The organism is Streptomyces sp. NPDC031479 (genome assembly GCF_055581065.1).
This window is the reverse complement of record NZ_JBVIKC010000046.1, coordinates 22,334-38,812: the sequence shown is the minus strand read 5'-3', so window position 1 is coordinate 38,812 and position 16,479 is coordinate 22,334. Positions and strand designations below refer to the sequence as shown.

The 16,479-nt window shown below is 74.3% G+C and carries 17 protein-coding genes; 8 read left to right on the top strand and 9 right to left on the bottom strand.

What is annotated here, in order from left to right; translation table 11 throughout:
- Nucleotides 1-298: 298 nt before the first annotated feature.
- The gene (locus ACZ5D2_RS33605) at nucleotides 299-766 is read left to right on the top strand and encodes an ATP-binding protein (protein WP_371680661.1); all 468 of its coding nucleotides are present in this window, start codon (nucleotides 299-301) and stop codon (nucleotides 764-766) included.
- Nucleotides 767-950: 184 nt separating this feature from the next.
- Complete coding sequence (locus ACZ5D2_RS33600) at nucleotides 951-1,187, top strand: chaplin (protein WP_371680660.1); 237 nt, start codon at nucleotides 951-953, stop codon at nucleotides 1,185-1,187.
- A gap of 61 nt (nucleotides 1,188-1,248) precedes the next feature.
- Here the strand turns inward: ACZ5D2_RS33600 and ACZ5D2_RS33595 are convergent, their stop codons facing one another.
- Genes ACZ5D2_RS33595 through ACZ5D2_RS33585 form a run of 3 tightly spaced genes read right to left on the bottom strand, consistent with a single transcriptional unit; the run spans nucleotide 1,249 to nucleotide 4,729 of the window.
- Nucleotides 1,249-1,602 (bottom strand): UBP-type zinc finger domain-containing protein, encoded by a 354-nt coding sequence (locus ACZ5D2_RS33595; RefSeq protein WP_371680659.1) that lies wholly within the window; start codon nucleotides 1,600-1,602, stop codon nucleotides 1,249-1,251.
- Nucleotides 1,599-3,056: an ATP-binding protein gene (locus ACZ5D2_RS33590; protein ID WP_371680658.1), complete on the bottom strand. Its 1,458-nt coding sequence runs from the start codon at nucleotides 3,054-3,056 to the stop codon at nucleotides 1,599-1,601. The genes ACZ5D2_RS33595 and ACZ5D2_RS33590 overlap by 4 nt, the downstream gene beginning before the upstream one ends.
- Nucleotides 3,053-4,729, bottom strand: coding sequence for an NAD(P)/FAD-dependent oxidoreductase (locus tag ACZ5D2_RS33585; RefSeq protein WP_371680657.1), 1,677 nt, complete (start codon nucleotides 4,727-4,729; stop codon nucleotides 3,053-3,055). Before ACZ5D2_RS33585 ends, ACZ5D2_RS33590 begins: the two co-directional genes overlap by 4 nt.
- A 303-nt stretch (nucleotides 4,730-5,032) precedes the next feature.
- Here ACZ5D2_RS33585 and ACZ5D2_RS33580 point away from each other — a divergent pair, with 303 nt between their 5' ends.
- The 4 genes from ACZ5D2_RS33580 to ACZ5D2_RS33565 all read left to right on the top strand — a co-directional run bounded on the left by ACZ5D2_RS33580 (nucleotide 5,033) and on the right by ACZ5D2_RS33565 (nucleotide 8,482).
- Complete coding sequence (locus ACZ5D2_RS33580; protein WP_371681405.1) at nucleotides 5,033-5,767, top strand: DJ-1/PfpI family protein; 735 nt, start codon at nucleotides 5,033-5,035, stop codon at nucleotides 5,765-5,767.
- A gap of 164 nt (nucleotides 5,768-5,931) precedes the next feature.
- Nucleotides 5,932-6,663, top strand: a complete 732-nt coding sequence (locus ACZ5D2_RS33575) for a GntR family transcriptional regulator (protein ID WP_371680656.1) — start codon at nucleotides 5,932-5,934, stop codon at nucleotides 6,661-6,663.
- Between the two features lie 52 nt (nucleotides 6,664-6,715).
- Nucleotides 6,716-7,942 carry an amidohydrolase gene (locus ACZ5D2_RS33570; protein ID WP_371681404.1) on the top strand — a complete coding sequence of 409 codons (1,227 nt, stop codon included), beginning with the start codon at nucleotides 6,716-6,718 and terminating at the stop codon, nucleotides 7,940-7,942.
- Between the two features lie 111 nt (nucleotides 7,943-8,053).
- Nucleotides 8,054-8,482: a hypothetical protein gene (locus ACZ5D2_RS33565; RefSeq protein ID WP_371680655.1), complete on the top strand. Its 429-nt coding sequence runs from the start codon at nucleotides 8,054-8,056 to the stop codon at nucleotides 8,480-8,482.
- 56 nt (nucleotides 8,483-8,538) lie between these two features.
- Here ACZ5D2_RS33565 and ACZ5D2_RS33560 read toward each other — a convergent pair whose 3' ends face one another.
- Together ACZ5D2_RS33560 and abc-f are read right to left on the bottom strand one after the other, a co-directional pair.
- A complete protein-coding gene (locus tag ACZ5D2_RS33560) occupies nucleotides 8,539-9,444 on the bottom strand; it encodes a virginiamycin B lyase family protein (RefSeq protein WP_371680653.1) in 906 nt (301 codons plus the stop codon).
- A 59-nt stretch (nucleotides 9,445-9,503) separates the two neighbouring features.
- On the bottom strand, nucleotides 9,504-11,171 hold the full coding sequence (gene abc-f, locus ACZ5D2_RS33555; protein ID WP_371680652.1) for a ribosomal protection-like ABC-F family protein: 1,668 nt from the start codon (nucleotides 11,169-11,171) through the stop codon (nucleotides 9,504-9,506).
- A gap of 124 nt (nucleotides 11,172-11,295) precedes the next feature.
- On the opposite strand from abc-f, the gene ACZ5D2_RS33550 reads away from it, so the two are divergent.
- Together ACZ5D2_RS33550 and ACZ5D2_RS33545 are read left to right on the top strand one after the other, a co-directional pair.
- Nucleotides 11,296-12,006: a TetR/AcrR family transcriptional regulator gene (locus ACZ5D2_RS33550; RefSeq protein WP_468934685.1), complete on the top strand. Its 711-nt coding sequence runs from the start codon at nucleotides 11,296-11,298 to the stop codon at nucleotides 12,004-12,006.
- Between the two features lie 159 nt (nucleotides 12,007-12,165).
- A complete protein-coding gene (locus ACZ5D2_RS33545) occupies nucleotides 12,166-13,020 on the top strand; it encodes a 2OG-Fe(II) oxygenase (protein WP_468934682.1) in 855 nt (284 codons plus the stop codon).
- Nucleotides 13,021-13,042: 22 nt separating this feature from the next.
- On the opposite strand, the gene ACZ5D2_RS33540 is transcribed toward ACZ5D2_RS33545, so the two are convergent.
- The 4 genes from ACZ5D2_RS33540 to ACZ5D2_RS33525 form a co-directional block, all read right to left on the bottom strand.
- Nucleotides 13,043-13,705 carry a spherulation-specific family 4 protein gene (locus ACZ5D2_RS33540; RefSeq protein WP_371680649.1) on the bottom strand — a complete coding sequence of 221 codons (663 nt, stop codon included), beginning with the start codon at nucleotides 13,703-13,705 and terminating at the stop codon, nucleotides 13,043-13,045.
- On the bottom strand, nucleotides 13,702-14,619 hold the full coding sequence (locus ACZ5D2_RS33535) for an NAD-dependent epimerase/dehydratase family protein (RefSeq protein WP_468934679.1): 918 nt from the start codon (nucleotides 14,617-14,619) through the stop codon (nucleotides 13,702-13,704). Before ACZ5D2_RS33535 ends, ACZ5D2_RS33540 begins: the two co-directional genes overlap by 4 nt.
- 7 nt (nucleotides 14,620-14,626) lie before the next feature.
- On the bottom strand, nucleotides 14,627-15,340 hold the full coding sequence (locus ACZ5D2_RS33530) for a nucleotidyltransferase family protein (RefSeq protein WP_371680647.1): 714 nt from the start codon (nucleotides 15,338-15,340) through the stop codon (nucleotides 14,627-14,629).
- Nucleotides 15,341-15,433: 93 nt separating this feature from the next.
- Nucleotides 15,434-16,435, bottom strand: coding sequence for a GDP-mannose 4,6-dehydratase (locus ACZ5D2_RS33525; protein WP_468934676.1), 1,002 nt, complete (start codon nucleotides 16,433-16,435; stop codon nucleotides 15,434-15,436).
- Nucleotides 16,436-16,479 lie beyond the last annotated feature (44 nt).

The following is a 16,479-nucleotide window of genomic DNA, read 5'->3' as shown; positions in this document are numbered from 1 at the left end:
GGGCACCGAGGCCCGCGCCGTCCGGCTCCGGCGGCCCGACAGCTCCTCCCCGTGGGGCTGTTGGTGGAGGTGTGCGACAACGGCCCTACGGAACGTGGAAGTCCGGGCGGTCGGCGATGCCGCGGGGCCGGGCGAGGACCAGCCCTCGGACGGCGGCCTCACACTGGGGATGCGCACGGCCACCCGCTGACACGGGTGGTCCCCTACACTGTCACCGGAATTCCCGGGTGTTCCCGGGCGCGGGGGGTACACGAGACGTCCGGAGACCGACGTCGACGGGTGGGGGTGGGAGGGCACGATGGAGACCATCGGCACGGCAACCGGCGATCCACTGCCCGCCGGACCTCCCCCCGTCGTGCGGCAGCGCCGCCGGCTCGCCCTGTCCGGCGTCCGGGGCCACGTGGCCAAGGGCCGCGACTTCACCCGCGAGGCGCTGCGGGACTGGGGCTGGGACGGCACCGAGACCTCCGAGGACGCCCTGCTCGTCGTCTCCGAGCTGCTGGCCAATGCGTCTCTGCACGCCGGGGGCTGCACCGAACTCGCCCTCACGGGCGGCGAGTTCCTGCGGGTCGAGGTCTTCGACGGCTCGACGACCCCGCCCCTGCGCCAGCCCGCCCCGCGGCCGGGCCTCCCGGGCGGCCACGGCCTGTACATCGTGGAGCGCGTCTGCGATCGCTGGGGCACCAGCACCCATGAGGACGGCAAGGCCGTGTGGGCCGAGATCGAGGCGTCGAGGCTGATGTCGGGCAGGCCCACCGGCCGCTGACGGGGGCGGCGGCCGGGGGCGTCGACCGGGGGCTCGGCCGCTCCCGGCCCGGCCCCGGGCGCCCGGCACGCGGGCGCGTCACCCGGATCTCCGCAACACGCCCGGGTCGGGTGAATGCCCGACGGGAGGCCTCCGCACGCGGTGTGATCCTGCTTCGACGTTCCGTCATCGACATTGGAGTGACATGCGCATCCGCACCGCCATCGCCGCAGCCGCCCTCGCCGCGGCCGGCATCCTCGGCGCCACCGGCACCGCCATCGCAGACGCCAACGCCGAAGGCTTCGCCGTCGGCTCGCCCGGCATCCTCTCCGGCAACGTGATCCAGGTGCCCATCCACGTGCCGATCAACCTCTGCGGCAACAGCATCAACATCATCGGCGCCCTCAACCCCGCCGCCGGCAACACCTGCATCAACATCTGATCGCGGTGTGGCCGTCGGGGCGCGGACCTGTCCGCGCCCCGACGGCCCCGGTGGCGGGCGTTCAGCGGTGCAGCAACAGTGTCCAGTCCTCGGGGACGCGGTCGGCCGGGCCCGGTACCGGCTGGTCGGCCGGATGCGCGAGCGGGGGCGTGAGGTCCGGGCCGGACGTGTACAGCTCGGCGCCGTCGTAGTCCCAGAACCAGTCCTCGCCCGGTTCGAAACTCCGCACCAGGGGATGGCCGCTGGCCTTCCAGTGGGCGGTGGCGTGCTGGGCGGGTGAGGAATCGCAGCAGCCGATGTGGCCGCACTGGGCGCAGCGCCGCAGGTGGAACCACCAGCCGCCCGCCGTGTCGCACTCGGCGCAGCCGGTGCCGGTGGGCGGGACGCTCGGGTCGATTCCGTCGATGCCGGTCATACGGGCTCCTCGGTGGTCTCGGGTTCCGGGGTGGTCAGCGGCAGCAGTACCTGGAAGCGGGTGTCGCCCGGCGCGGACTCGACCTGGAGGCTGCCGTGGTGCTTGTTGACGATGATCCGCCAGGAGATGTCCAGGCCGAGACCGGTGCCCTCGCCGACCGGTTTGGTGGTGAAGAAGGGGTCGAAGATGCGGCCCCGGACATCGGCCGGGATGCCGGGGCCGGTGTCGCGGAACTCGACCAGCAGCCGGTCGCCCTCCCGTGCCGTGCGGACGGTCAGTGTGCCGTCGCCGCCGGTGCTCCCGATCGCGAAGACGGCGTTGTCGACGAGGTTGGTCCACACCTGGTTGAGTTCCGCCGGGTAGGCGGGCACGTCGGGCAGGGAGCGGTCGTAGTCCTTGACCACCCGGATGCGGTTGCCGATCTTGCCCGACAGCATCAGCAGGGTGCTGTCGAGGAGCTCGTGGACATCGACGGACCGGTGCGGGGCCCGGTCGAGCTGCGCGTACTGTTTGGCCGCGTCGACGAGGTGGGAGATGCGGGTGGTGGAGTCGTCGATCTCGTCCATCAGCAGCTCGGTCTCGACGGTGTAGTTGAGCCATCCGATGGCACCCGGCAGGATGTCCTCGGCCACGGTGGCCGCGACCTGTTCCAGCCAGTCCGTGTCGAGTCCGGCCTGGACGAAGGTCGGTGCGACCCGCCAGCCCTCCGGGATGCCGTGGTCTTCGAGCCAGTCGGTGAGTTCGTCCTCGCGGTCGGACGCCTCCAGGGGGCTCAGTACCGGCGCCTTGGCCACACGTTCGGCGGTGCGTTCCTGGATGTCGATGAGCTCGGCCAGCGCCTCGCGGGAGTAGGGGCCCCGGGCGATGACGGCGAGCTTGTGCCGCATCTTGCCGACCCGTTCCCGCAGGGTCGCGGTGGCCCGGACGGCCGCCGCGGCCGGGTTGTTGAGCTCGTGCGTCAGTCCGGCGGACAACGAGCCGAGGGCCAGGAGCCGTTCGCGCTGGCCGATGGCCCGCTGGGTGTTCTTCGAGCCGAAGAAGAGCCCTTCCAGCAGGTGCGCGGCCATCGGGAACCATTCCCGCATGACGTCGGCGAACGACTGCGCGGGCAGGACGAAGAACCGGGTCGGCTCGGTCACGCGCATGGAGTTGGTGTAGAGCTGCGGGACCCGGTCGCCCAGGTAGGCCTGCATGGCGCCGGAGTACACCCCGCGCTGGGAGGTGCGGCTCACCTCCACGTCATCGCCGCCGACGCGGCGGTACAGGACGACGGTGCCCTCGATCATCACGTAGAAGCAGGTGGCGGGCTCGCCCTCGGTGTAGACCGGGCCGGGGTCGAAGCATTCGACCCGTCCCTCGGTGCACAGCCTCCCGAGCTGCTCGGGGGTGAGCTTCTCGAACAGGAACAGCGAGGCGATCTCCTGCGGGGCGCAGGGCACGGCCCGGCCGCTCACGACTGCTCCAGGTACCGGTGGACGAGCATCACGGCCATGGCTCCTTCTCCGACGGCGGACGCGACACGCTTCGCGGACTGGGCGCGGGCGTCGCCCGCCACGAACACGCCGGGAATGTTGGTCTCCAGGTGGTAGGGCGGCCGGTCCAGTTCCCACTCGGCGGGCGGCCGTCCGTCGGGGGTGAGGTCCGGCCCGGCCAGGATGAAGCCGTGTTCGTCGCGCAGCACCGTGCCGTCGAGCCAGTCGGTGAGCGGGGCGGCGCCGATGAACACGAACATCCACTGGGCGTCGACGAGTTCGGTCGTGCCGGTGTCCACGTCGCGCAGCGTCAGCTGCTCCAGGTGCCCGTCGCCGTGGGCCTCGTCGACCACGGTCCGGGTCCGTACCGTGATGTTCGCGGCCTCCTCGATCTGCTGGATCAGGTAGTGGGACATGGAGGCCCTCAGGGACTCGCCGCGCACCAGCAGGGTCACCGATTTCGCGCCCCGTGCCAGGTACATCGCGGCCTGTCCGGCGGAGTTGGCGCCGCCCACGATGTAGACGTCCTGTCCCTGGCAGGAGGCGGCCTCGGTGAGGGAGGAGCCGTAGTACACCCCGCAGCCGGTCAGGGTGTCGCAGCCCCGTGCGTGGAGCTGGCGGTACGACACGCCGGTCGCCAGGATGACGCTGTGCGCGGCGACCGCCGTGCCGTCGGAGAAGCGGACGACGCGCGAGGAGCCATTGACCTCTAGCCCGGTGACCTCGCGGGCGGTGAGGATCTCGGCGCCGAACCGGCCGGCCTGGCGGCGGGCGCGGTCGGTGAGCTGCGCGCCCGACACGCCGTCCGGGAAGCCGAGGTAGTTCTCGATGCGGGAGCTCTGCCCGGCCTGACCTCCGGTCGCCGACCGTTCGACGAGTACGGTGCGCAGCCCTTCGGACGCGCCGTACACGGCCGAGCCCAGGCCGGCCGGACCGCCGCCGATGACGACGAGGTCGTAGAACTCGGCGGCCGGGGTCGTCGCGAGTCCCACGTGGGCCGCCAGCTCGGTCGCCTCCGGCTCGACGAGCACGGCCCCTTCCGGGGTGATCACCAGCGGTAGCCGCTCCCCGTCGGCCCCGGCGGCCTCCAGCAGGCGCCGCCCCTCGGGTTCGTCGGAGGAGTACCAGCGGTAGGGCACCTGGTTGCGGGCCAGGAACTCCCGCACCTCGGAGGAGCGCGCCGACCAGCGGTGGCCGACCACCTTGGTGGCGGGCACGGGCCGGTAGTCGCTGGTGCGCCAGGCGGTGAGGAGGTCGTCGACGACCGGGTAGAGCTTCTCCTCCGGCGGGTCCCAGGGTTTGAGCAGGTAGTGGTCGAGGTCGACGACGTTGATGGCGTCGATCGCCGCGTTGGTGTCGGCGTAGGCGGTCAGCAGGACGCGCCGCGCGCCCGGGTACACGGAGAGGGCCTGTTCGAGGAACTCGATGCCGTTCATCTGCGGCATGCGGTAGTCGGCCAGGATGACGGCGACCAGGTCACCCCGCAGCTTCAGCTCGCGCAGCGCCTCCAGCGCCGACTCCCCGGACTCGGCGCGTACGACGCGGTACGTGGCGCCGTAGCGTCGGCGCAGGTCGCGTGCGACGGCGCGGGAGACTCCCGGGTCGTCGTCCACGGTCAGGATGACGGTCCGCGCTGTGTCGGCGACCTCTGCCATACGTCTCCCACCCGCCCGAGCGTCCCGGTCCGGCGGCACGGCGAGCCGCCCGCGCCGGTTGCGCCCATCGTATGTTCGATCGTCCCGGTTCGCCGTGGTACGCCACGGACCGTGTACGGGTGGGTACGTCCCGCGTCGCCCTCGGTTCGCGGCGGGTGGCGTCCCCGGTACGGGGGCACGGTGTGCGGCGCGCCACAGGGCTCCTCGGGAACCGGTGCGCCCGCGCCCCCGACCCCTTCGACGGGGCCGTGGTCCGTCGGCCTCCGACCCGTCCGAACCACACCGAGGAGTGCCGAAATGAGCCTGAACCGCAGAGACTTGCTCCGCGCGTCGACCGCGCTGGGTGCCACCGGAGCGGTCGCGGGGGGCGCCGGGCTCGCGGGCGGCCCGGCCGCCTCCGCGGCCGGGCGCGGCGCCGGCGACGCCGGGAAGCCCCTCAGGGTGCACGTCGTCATGTTCGACGGGGTGGAGGAGCTCGACTTCGCCGCCCCGTACGAGGTCTTCTCGGCCGCCCGCTTCTTCACGGACCGGCCGGTCGAGGTCCGGTACGTCGGCGCGTCCCGCCCCGGTTCCGTCCGGGCCTCGTACGGGACGCGCGTCTTCGTCGAGCACGGCTGGGACCCGCGGCAGGCCGACGTCGTGGTGGTGCCGGGCGGCGGCTACGCCCGTCGCGAGGATCCGGGGGTGTGGGCCGAGATCCGGCGCGGCGTCCTGACGCGTGCGCTGCGCGAGGCGCCGCGTCCGGGGCTCACGATCGGCGCCCTGTGCACGGGCGTCATGCTGCTGTCCGCCGCCGGGCTGACCCGGGGCCGGCCCTGCACGACCCACCACCGGGCGCGTCCTGACCTGGAGCGGGAGGGCGGCGTCCTGAAGGACGCGCGGGTCGTGGACGACGGCGATCTGGTGACGGCCGGGGGCATCACCTCGGGGCTCGAACTCGCCCTGTGGCTCGTCCGCCGCGAGCTGGGCGCCGACGCGGCGACGGGGGTCGAGGCCATGCTGGAGTACGAGGCCCGCGGCACGGTGTGGTCCCGGTAGGCGCGACGAGGCCACGGGCCGGGCCCCGGCTCCGGGGCCCGGCCCGTGGCCGGGCGGGCCTGCCCTGCCCGGGAACGACGGCGGCCCGAAGACCGACGGCGGGCTCGGCGGCGGATGCGGGCCGTATCCTCGCCCGGGGCACGACGAGCGGAGGACGGGTGGGCATGGCGGCCGGCGGAGCGGCATCGGGGCGGGAGCCCGCGGGGCAGGGGCGTGCCCCGGCGGCGCGCACGTCGCTGAGCGCGCAGGCGCGCGAGGCGGTGCGGGAGCGGATCGTCGACCGCCGCTATCCGATGGGCTCGCGCCTGGTGGAGCGGGAGGTCGCCGAGGAGCTGCGGATGTCACGGGTCCCGGTGCGCGAGGCGCTGCGCGCCCTGGTCGCCGAGGGACTGCTGGAACTGCTGCCGCACAGCGGGGTGCGCGTGCGCCGGCTGGAGCGCGCCGACGTGCGGTGCCTGTACGAGGTGTGGGAGCCGCTCGCCGTGCAGGCGTCGCGGCTCGCCGCCCGCGCGGTGGCCTCGGCCCTCCCCGGGGAGCCGGCGGGGCTCACCGCCCTGCGGGCCTCGCTGGAGGGGGCCGAGCGGGCGGCCGCGGTGGACGAGGGGGCGCGGGAGGTGGCCGAGCACGCCGCCTTCCACGAGCGGATCGTGGCGCTGAGCGGCAATCCGCTGCTGGCGCGGACGATGGAGCAGCTCGACTGGCAGCTCCGTCTGCTCTTCGGGTTGCGTGCGGAGCCGGAACACATGCGGGCGCAGCACGCGGACGTCTTCCGGCACATCGCGGCGGGTGACGAGGAGGCGGCTGCCGCGAGCACGCTGCTGCACGTGCGGGACAGTCGCTCGGTGGCGTTGCGGTCGCTCTTCGGGGACACCGGTTTGTATACCAAGACGGACTGAGGCCCATCAGCGCCGGGTCTCGGCCCGGGAATTCTTGCAAGCCGTTCGCTCACTGGTATACAAAAGGGCGCACCAGGCATCCCCTGCCCCCAAGGAGCCCCCCGTGTCCGTGGTCTTCCGCGACGTACGTCCCCTCGGGGTGGGTCGGCCCGTGGACCTCACGGTCGTGGACGGCCGCGTCTCCGGCGCCCCCGCGCCCGAGGGTGCCGAGGTGGTGGACTGCGCGGGCCGCATGGCGCTGCCCTCGCTCGTGGACGCGCACATCCACCCGGACAAGACGAGCTGGGGCGGCGACTGGGTGTCGCGGCGGCCCGCCTCCGGGATCGCCGGCTACTGCGACCAGGACGTGGAGCTCCACCGGGCGCAGCCCCGTCCGGTCGGCGAGCGGGCGTACGGGCTGATGGCGCACGCGGTGACGCGCGGCAGCCGGGCCATGCGCGCGCACGCCGATGTGGCGCCCGCGTACGGCCTGGCCGGTGTCGAGGGCGTCGCCGAGGCCCGTGAGCGCCTCGCCGGTGCGCTCGACGTGCAGATCGTGGCGTTCCCCCAGCACGGCGTCGTCCGCTCCCCGGGCACGGCCGCGCTGCTGGAGGACGCGGCGCGCAGCGGCCTCGTCGACCTGATCGGCGGCATCGACCCGATCGGTTTCGACCACGCCCTCGACGAGCAGCTGGACCTGGTCTTCGGGCTCGCGGACCGCTACGGCGTCGGCGTGGACCTGCACCTCCACGACCGGGACGAGAAGGGCACGCGCGTCCTGCGGGCCGTCGTCGAGCGCACCCGGGCGCTGTCGCTGCGGGGGAAGGTGACGGTCAGCCACGTCTTCTGCCTGGCGTTCCTGTCCGGACCCGACCTCGACGCGACGGCCGCCGACCTGGCCGACCTGGACATCGCCCTGACGACGGTCGCCCCGAGCGAGTCCCTGGTCCTGCCCGTCGCCCGGCTGCGGGAGCACGGCGTCCGCGTCGGCCTCGGCTCGGACGGTGTCCGCGACTCCTGGAGTCCGTTCGGGAACGCCGACATGCTGCACCGCGCACACCTCCTGGGCTGGACCACGGACGCCCGTCTCGACGAGGAGCTGACGTCCTGCTTCGCCGTCGCCGCCCACGGGGGCGCCGACGTGATGGGACTGGCGCGCGCGGACTTCGCCCCGGGCGCCCCGGCCGACTTCGTGCTCGTCGAGGGCGAGTGCGTTCCCCAGGCCGTGGTGGACGTGCCGCGGCGCGACGTTGTCGTGCGCGGCGGCCGGATCGTGGCCCGGGACGGCGCCCTGGTGTAGGCGCGGCCGGCGGCCCCCGCCGCACCCGGGCGGTCCGGTACGGATAATGGCACCGCCCGGGGTTGCGGGCGGCGTGCACCGATCCGAGGGATTCCGAGGGATGAAGTACCGATGACGTTCCAAGAGGGCCTGCGGGTCGAGCTGGCGGCGGACACCAGGCTGAGCGACAACGTCGCGATCACGGACGCCCCGGCGGAGGGCCCGGAGGACGGCCCGCAGGACGATCCGCAGGAAGCGACGGGCGGCGCCGTGGGGTCCCTGTGGCTGGCGGCGGGCACGCGGGGGACCGTGGAACGGGTCGTCCGGCACGACCGGCCGGGCCGGGGCGCCCGCGAGTACGAGCGGCTCGCGTCGCTGCTCGATTCCTTCGGCCGGGACATGCCCACGCAGAGCAGGAAGCAGCTCGAAGAGCAGATCGCGGCCCTGGAGCCCGAGTGGACCGCCTACCGCCGGCAGCGGCTGCGCGTGACGCTCCGCGTCCGCTTCGACAACGGGTTCATCCTGGACGGCGTGCCCGAGGGCTTCTTCACGGCCGCCTGACCGGTTCGGCGCGGCCGCTCCGGTGCCGGCCGTCCGGCTCCGCCGGTGTGCGGGGATCACGCCCCGCCGCGGACGAGGCGCAGGATCTCCCCCGTCTCCAGGGCCGTGTAGAGCGCGCCGTCCGGGCCGAACGCCAGGCCGTGGGGTTCGCAGGCGGGGTCTGGGAGGGCGTGTTCCTCCAGGTGGCCGTCTGGGGTGAGGGAGCCGATCCGGCCGGTCGCCCACAGGGTGAACCACACCGAGCCGTCGGGGGCGGTGGTGATCGCGTGCGGGCGGCAGGCCGGGTCCGGGAGCGGGAACTCGGTCACCTCCCCCGCCGTCGTGATCCGCCCGATGCGGCCCGCCCCGATCTCCGTGAACCACAGGGTTCCGTCCGCTCCCGCCGCGATCCCCACGGGTGCCGCCCCGGGCGTGGGCAGCGGATGGAGGGTCACCTCGCCGGCGGGTGTGATCCGGCCGACGGCGTGGGCCTGGTTGAGGGTGAACCAGAGGGCGCCGTCGCCGCCTGCCGTGATCATGGAGGGGAAGGCTCCTTCGAGGCCTGGCAGCGGGAACTCCACGACGGCTCCCACGGTGTCGATGCGGCCGATCCGGTCGGTGTGCAGCTGGGTGAACCAGAGGGCTCCGTCGGGTCCGGCCGCGATGCCGTACGGGCCCGCGCCCGGTGTGGGCAGCGCGTACGAGCGGGCGTGTCCGTCCACGTCGATCCGGCCGATCCGGTCGTCGCGCATGCGGGTGAACCAGAGCGCTCCGTCGGGGCCCGCGGTGATGAGGGAGGGGCCGCAGGAGTCCGAGTCGAGCGGGAACTCGTCGAGCCGGCCGTCGGGCGTGAGCCGGGCGATCCGGCCGGCGTGCACCAACGTGCACCACAGCGCGCCGTCGGCGCCGGTGGTCAGGGCGTACGGGCCCGAGCCCGGGTGGGAGACGGGGAAGGAACGGTCGGGCGTGAGGGTGCGGGGCATACGGGTCCTCTCGGAGTGGCGGATCGAGGTCGGGCGGCGCGGGCGGTGCTCGATCGAGGTCAGGCGGCGTGGGCGGTGCTCGTCGGGTGTGCCGCGCAGCGGCCGACGGCGGGGGCTGCTGCCGCGAGGTCGAGTCGCGCGCCCTGCCAGCGGGCGCGCAGCATCCGGTCGTGGCTGACGACGGCCACCGCGCCGGGGAAGCCCGCGAGGGCCGACTCCAGCTCCTCCACCAGGGCGAGGGAGAGGTGGTTGGTCGGCTCGTCGAGGAGGAGGACGTCGTACGGTTCGGTCACCAGGCGCGCCAGCGCGAGCCGCTGCCGCTGCCCCGCCGACAGGCTGCCGACGGGGACGCCGAGCCGGTCGCGGTGGAACAGCCCGAGCGCCAGCAGCCGTTCCGCGTGTTCCTCCGGGTTTCCGGCGCGCCCGTACCCGTAGGCGGCGAGGACGGTCCGCCCGTCCGGTACGGGGTCAGGCAGTTGGCGGAGCAGTCCGATCCGGCCCCGGCGTTCGACACGGCCCAGCGCGGGCTCGGACGTGCCGGCGAGCAGGTTCAGCAGGGTGCTCTTGCCGACGCCGTTCGGTCCGCCGATCAGGAGGCGGTCGCCGGGGCCGAGGGCCAGGCTGGTGGGCGCCAGACGCCCCGGGACCCCGGCGGAGTGCGCGGCGAGGAGCGTTCCGCGCGCTTCGCCCCCCTGCGGCACGGCGGTGAAGCGGAGGGGTTCCGCGGGCCGGGGCGCCGGCTGCGCCAGCAGCCGGCCGAGGCGTTCCTCGGCCTGGCGCACGCGGCTCGCGAGGGACTGCTGCACCCGGCCCGCGGCCCGGTCGTAGGCCATCTTGTTGCCGTCCTTGCGGGCCCGTCCGGGCGCCACCCGCCGCGCGGTCCCGGCGGCGGCTTCGCGCAGCCGGGCGACCTCGGTGGTCCAGGCCTCGTGGGCCCGCTCAGCGCGCTCGCGGGTGGCGGCCCGTTCGGCGCGGTAGCCGGTGTAGCCGTTGCCGTGGCGTACGACCGTGCGGGTGTCGGTGTCGACCTCCAGGAGGGAGGTGGTGACGCGGTCGAGGAAGACGCGGTCGTGGGAGACGGCCACCGTGGTGCCGCGGCGCGTGCGCAGGTGCTCCTCCAGCCAGGTCAGGGCGGCGTCGTCCAGGTGGTTGGTCGGTTCGTCGAGCAGCAGCACCTCGGGCTCGGCGGCCAGCAGCGCGGCGAGGCGCAGCCGGACCCGGGCCCCGCCGGACAGCGCGCCGACCGGGCTGTCGCGGCGCAGCCGCAGCAGGCCGAGGCCGTGCAGGGCGCGTTCGACGCGTGCGTCGGCTTCGTATCCGCCGCGGAGTTCGTAGGCGGTCAGCAGGTCGGCGTAGGTGTCCAGGACGGAGGTGTCGCCGTCTTCCATCCGGCGCTCCAGCCGGCGCAACTCGGCTTCCATGAGGCGCAGTTCGTCGAGAGTCCGGTCGATGACCCGCTGGACGGTGAGGTGTGCGGGCAACTCCTCCTCTTGGGCGAGGTGGCCGACGCGGCCGCGGGAGCGGATGAAGACCCTTCCGCTGTCGGGCTGTTCGGCGCCCGCGAGGATGCGGAGCAGGGTGGACTTGCCGGAGCCGTTCTCGCCGACGATGCCGAGGCGGTCCCCTGCCGTGACGGAGCAGGTGACGGAGTCGAGGACGAGGCGGCCGTCGTAGGCCTTGGTGACGTCAAGCGCGGTGAGCCGTGCGGAGGTGTCGGTCGCGGTCATGGAGGGTCTCCGGGAGGTGGGAGGGGCGGGCGGGGGCGGAACGGGGGCGGCGGCCGGCGGGCCGGATGCGACGGATGACCATCGGAACTCCTTAAAGCGACGGATGTTGCGTTAAAATCGTGACATGACATCCCCCGAGAACGCAAGCGATCTTCCCGAGTCCGGCCCCGAGGGCGTCCGACGCCGGACGGGCGGCCGCAGCGCCCGCGTCCGGGCGCAGGTCGTCGAGGCGGTCGGGGCGCTCCTCGTGGAGTCCGGGTACGACGCCCTGACGGTGGACGCCGTCGCCGAGCGGGCCGGGGTCCACCGCACCACCGTGTACCGGCGGTGGCGCGACGTCGGAGGGCTGCTGGCCGACGTCCTCGACGCGGCCGCCGACGACGGCTGGCGCCCGGCCGACACCGGGTCCCTGGAGGACGACCTCACCGCCCTCAACCAGGAGGTCTACGACGCCCTGCGGCCGGCCGGGACCGACCCGACCGACGGCTCCGGCTCCGGCTCCGGCTCCGGCTCCGGCTCCGGCTCCGGCTCCGGCTCCGGCTCCGGCGGGAACCTCACCACCGCGCTGATCGCCGCTTCCTTCCGCTCGGCGCAGGCCGCGGGCGCGCTGACCCGCTTCTGGGAGGGCCGCTACGCCCGCTCGGCGCCGGTCGCCGACCGGGCGGTGGACCGGGGCGAGCTCCGACCCGGCCTGGACACCCGCGCGTTGCTGGTCACGGCCACGGCGCCGCTGTACCAGGAACTGCTGCTCCTGCGCAGCGCCCCCGACCCGCGACTCCCGCGCCGCGCCGCCCGCGCCGCGTGCGCGGCGGCCCGCGCGGGCGTCTTCCACTGACCCGCCCGCCCCCTGGCTGACCGTCCGCCGAACGGAGTCGGGCCGGATCGGCCGGCTGAGCCCGCGCCGGGGCGCACGTACGGGGCACCGTGGACGTTCCCCCGTGCGCCCCCCTGTGCCCCTTCGCCGTGGCCCGCGGCGCGCGTACGGTTCCGGGCCATGAGCGGATTCGCGAAAGAACCGGCCACCGCGTCGGAAATCGGCACCCGGGTCCTCCCTCCCTCCGACCGGTGGTCCCCCGCGCTCGTGATACCGGCGCCGGTGTGCCGCTTCGAGAACTTCCTCGGCGCCGAACGCGCCGACGCCCTGCTGGAGTACGCGATCGGGCGCCAGGGCGACTTCACGGCGGGGACGGTGCTGGACCCCCTGACCGGAGAGGAGTCCCACAAGGGGAGGGAGTCACTGGTGCTTCCCGTGACCAGTGAGGTGTTCAGCCGGCACCTCGCCGACTGCCTGCCGCTCGTCCGGGAGTCCCTCGGCCACCGGGCCGCGCTCGACCGGTCCCTGACGGTCCTGACGGCGCACGGCGAGGGCGGCCACTACGGCATGCACACCGACGCGTCGCGGGTCCGTGACGTGAGCACGGCCGTGTCCGCGGTCTACTACCTCCACCGCCGGCCCCGCGGCTTCGGCGGCGGCCAGCTCCGCCTCCACGACACCGTGGTCGACGGCCACCGGGCGCGGCCGGCGGAGACGTACCGAACGATCGAGCCCGAGCACGACACGATCGTCTTCTTCCCCGCCGCCGCCTTCCACGAGGTCGTCCCGTCGACCTGCCCCAGCAGGCGGTTCGCCGACCACCGGTTCACCCTCACGACGTGGCTCTCCGGCCGGGGGGCCGCACCGGGGCCCTGCGACGCCGGGGCCCGGATCTGGCGGTGGCTGGCGGGTGCCGCCGAGGGCACCCGCCCCCTCCACGGGGTCGCGGCGGACCTCGGGGGCGCCGGCGCCGCCCCGCTGCCGGCCGCCGGACCCGCCACCCTCCGGGTCGCCGGGGGCCCCGCCGCGGGGTGAGGCGGAGCCGCCCGGCGGGACGTCAGGTGCCGGGGGCGGTCAGGGCCGGGGTCGGCTCGGTCCACGGGTTGGGGAGGTGGCCGGTGACCGGGCCCGAGACCGCCGCGCCCCGCTCGCCCGCGGTGCGCACCGCGAGCGGGACGAGGGCCTCGGGGACCCCGTAGACGAGGTGGCAGAAGCGCTCCGGCGGGTGGCGGGCGGTCCACCCGGGCCGGCTGAACGCCGACACGTACGTGCTCCAGTCGCCCTCGAAGGTGACGACCAGGTCCGCCAGCCGGAGGTAGCCGGGGTCCGGGTGGACGCCCGGGTTGAGGACGACGGTGCTCGCCCCCAGGCTGCGCAGCGACCGGACCAGGCGGCGGCAGGCGCGCAGCCCCCCGCGTTCCGCGGTCACCCGGTCCAGGAAGCAGCCGTCGACCCCGTACCACTCCCGGTAGCGGAGGATCTCGTAGTTGACCTCCGCCCCGTCCCGCCGCCCGTACGCGGTGTCGACGTATCCCAGCAGCCGGGCGCCGGCCGCGTGCAGGGCCGAGGCCGCCGCCGTGAACGCCGGATCGGGGCGCGGGCCCGGACCGCTCGCGGGGTTGAGCACCACCGCGTAGGTCCGGGGCGCGGCCCCGATCAGCCGCGCCCAGGCCCCCGGGTCCTCCGCGGGATGCACGTACAGCGGAACCAGCAGGGTCATCGTGCGGGGCTGCCGCTCCGGGGGACGGCCTCCCACAACGAGGCGAGCATGTCGTCCAGTTGGCGGGCGGGTCGCCACCCCAGCACCCGGACCGCCGCCGTGACGTCGGAGCACTGCCAGGACACCTCGGCCGAGCGGGCCGAGCCGGGCGCGCCGCCCGCGTTCTCCTCGATCCGCCCCCGGAATCCCGCCCGGCGGGCCAGTCCGTGCACCAGCTCGCGGACCGGCGCGGCCTCGCCGGTGCTGATGTTCAGCACCGACTGCAGGGGACCGGGGGCGGTCACCGCGAGTTCCACCGCCCGGGCCACGTCCCGTACGTCCACGAAGTCGCGGTACGCGGACAGGTCGCCCAGCCGCAGCACCGCCGCCGGGTCCGGACCGGCCTCGCGCAGCAGGGCCGTGAGCCTGCCGGGCAGGCCGGTGGCCGGTGCGCCGGGCCCGACCGGGTTGCCCACCCGCAGCACGACCGCGTCCAGGCCGGAGGTGGCCACCGTGACGGTGCCGGCCAGTTTGGTGGCTCCGTACGGGGTGACCGGGCGGGTGGCCGCCGACTCCCCCACCCGGACGCCGAACGCGCCCGGCCCGTACTCGGCCGCCGAGCCCAGGTGGACCAGGCGGGCCTGCGGGGCGGCCTCCCGCAGGGCCGCGCACAGTACGGCGGGGCCGCGGGAGTTGACCTCGGCGAGGGTGACCGGGTCGCCGCCGGTCGCCCCCGCGCAGTTCACCACTGCGTCGGGGGCCGCCCCCGCGAGGGTCTCGGTCAGCCGTTCGGTCCGGTCGGTGGCGAGGTCGACGCCGAACCCGGCGCCGGGCGAGCGCCCGGCGTCGAGGACCCGTACATCCGGCAGGGCGCCCAGCCGGTCGGCGACGTGCGCGCCGAGATAGCCGGTGCGTCCCAGGACGAGAATGCGCATGACGTGCTCAGGCTCCCTTGAGCAGCAGGGACTTGCGGCTGGTGAACTCGGCGTTGGCCCGGTCGTAGTCGTCGGGGCGGCCGATGTCCAGCCAGTAGCCGTCGAACTCGTAGGCGTGGGGCGGGTTCTGGGTCTTGAGGAGGTCGAGGACGAGCTCGTCGAAGCCGAGCGGCAGGCCGGGAGTGTACCCGTCGAGGGTTTCGCGGCTCAGGCCGTACACGCCCATCGACACGCGGTAGTCCATGCTGGGCTTCTCGGTGAAGCCGACGACGCGGGTGGCGTCGGTGGTGAGCACCCCGAAGTCGACGTGCACCTTGCGCGGGTAGGTGGCGATGGTCAGCGGCGCGCGCGAGGCCTCGTGGCGGCGCAGCACGTCGGCGTAGTCGAGGTCGGTGAGGACGTCGCCGTTCATCACGAGGAATCTTTCCGGAAGCCGCTCGCGGAGGTTCAGCAGCGGGCCCATGGTCCCCAGCGGGCTCTCCTCGGTGGCGTAGTCGATGCTCATCCCCCACTGGGCGCCGTCGCCCACGTAGGCGCGGATGATCTCGCCCAGGTGGCCGATGGCGATGGTGCAGCGGGTGAATCCGGCGGCCGACAGCTGGCGCAGCACGATCTCCAGGATGGCGTGCTGGTCGCCTATGGGGACGAGCGGCTTGGGGAGGGCAGTGGTGTAAGGGCGCAGCCGGACGCCCTTGCCGCCCGCCAGGATCACTGCGTACATGGGGAGTTCCTCCATCAGTCGTGTGACGAGCCGTGGTGGGGGGACGTGGGTGTGGCGGTGGGGTGGGCGTGGGGGGGGTGGGGTCCGCAGGGGTCAGACGTTGTAGATGCCGGTCTTGTACCGGGCGAGGTTGGCCGGGTCGCGGAAGAACCCGACGGTGTGCGCCAGGCCTTCCTCCAGGCTCTGGGCCGGTTCCCAGCCGGTGGCGGCGGTGAGCCGGCTCGCGTCCGCGACGAGCCGCATGACCTCGGAGGCGGCCGGCCGCAGCCGCTCGGTGTCCTCGCGCACCTCGATCGGAACGTCCATCACCTTGCCGATCAGCGCCACCAGGTCGCCGACGGAGATCTCGGTGCCGGTACCGGAGTTGAAGGTGCGGCCGACCACCTGCGCGGCGGGGGCGGTGCCCACCGCGAGGAAGGCCGCGGCGGTGTCCTTGACGTAGCTGAAGTCCCTGGTGGGGCGCAGGTCGCCGAGGGTGATGACGCGCTCCCCGGCCGCCACCTGGCCGATGACGGTGGGGATCACCGCGCGCATCGACTGGCGCGGGCCGAAGGTGTTGAAGGGCCGCAGGGTCACCACGGGGGTGTCGAAGCTCGCGTGGTAGCTGTCGGCGAGCCGGTCGCCGCCGGCCTTCGAAGCGGCGTACGGGGACTGCGTGTTGATGGGGTGGTCCTCGGTGATCGGGACGGTCTGCGCGGTGCCGTACGTCTCGCTCGTGGAGGTGTGCACCAGGCGCGGTGTGCCGAGCGCGCGGACGGCCTCCAGCACGTTGAGGGTGCCGGTGACATTGGTGTCCACGTAGCTGTGCGGGGCCCGGTAGGAGTACGGGATCGCGATGAGGGCGGCGAGGTGGTAGGCGCAGTCGGCGCCTTCCAGGAGCCCGCGGACCGAGCCGGGGTCGCGGACGTCGCCGAGGACGATCTCCACCTGGTCGAGGACGTCGGGGTCGAGGGTCTCCAGCCAGCCGTAGGAGGAGAAGGAGTTGTACTGGGCCATGGCCCTGACCCGGTAGCCGCGGGCGACGAGGGATTCGGTGAGGTGGGAGCCGATGAAGCCTTCGGCTCCGGTGACGGCGGCGAGCGGTGCGGAGGTCAACCGACCTCTCCTTTCGATGGGTGGTACGGGTACGGGGCCGGGCG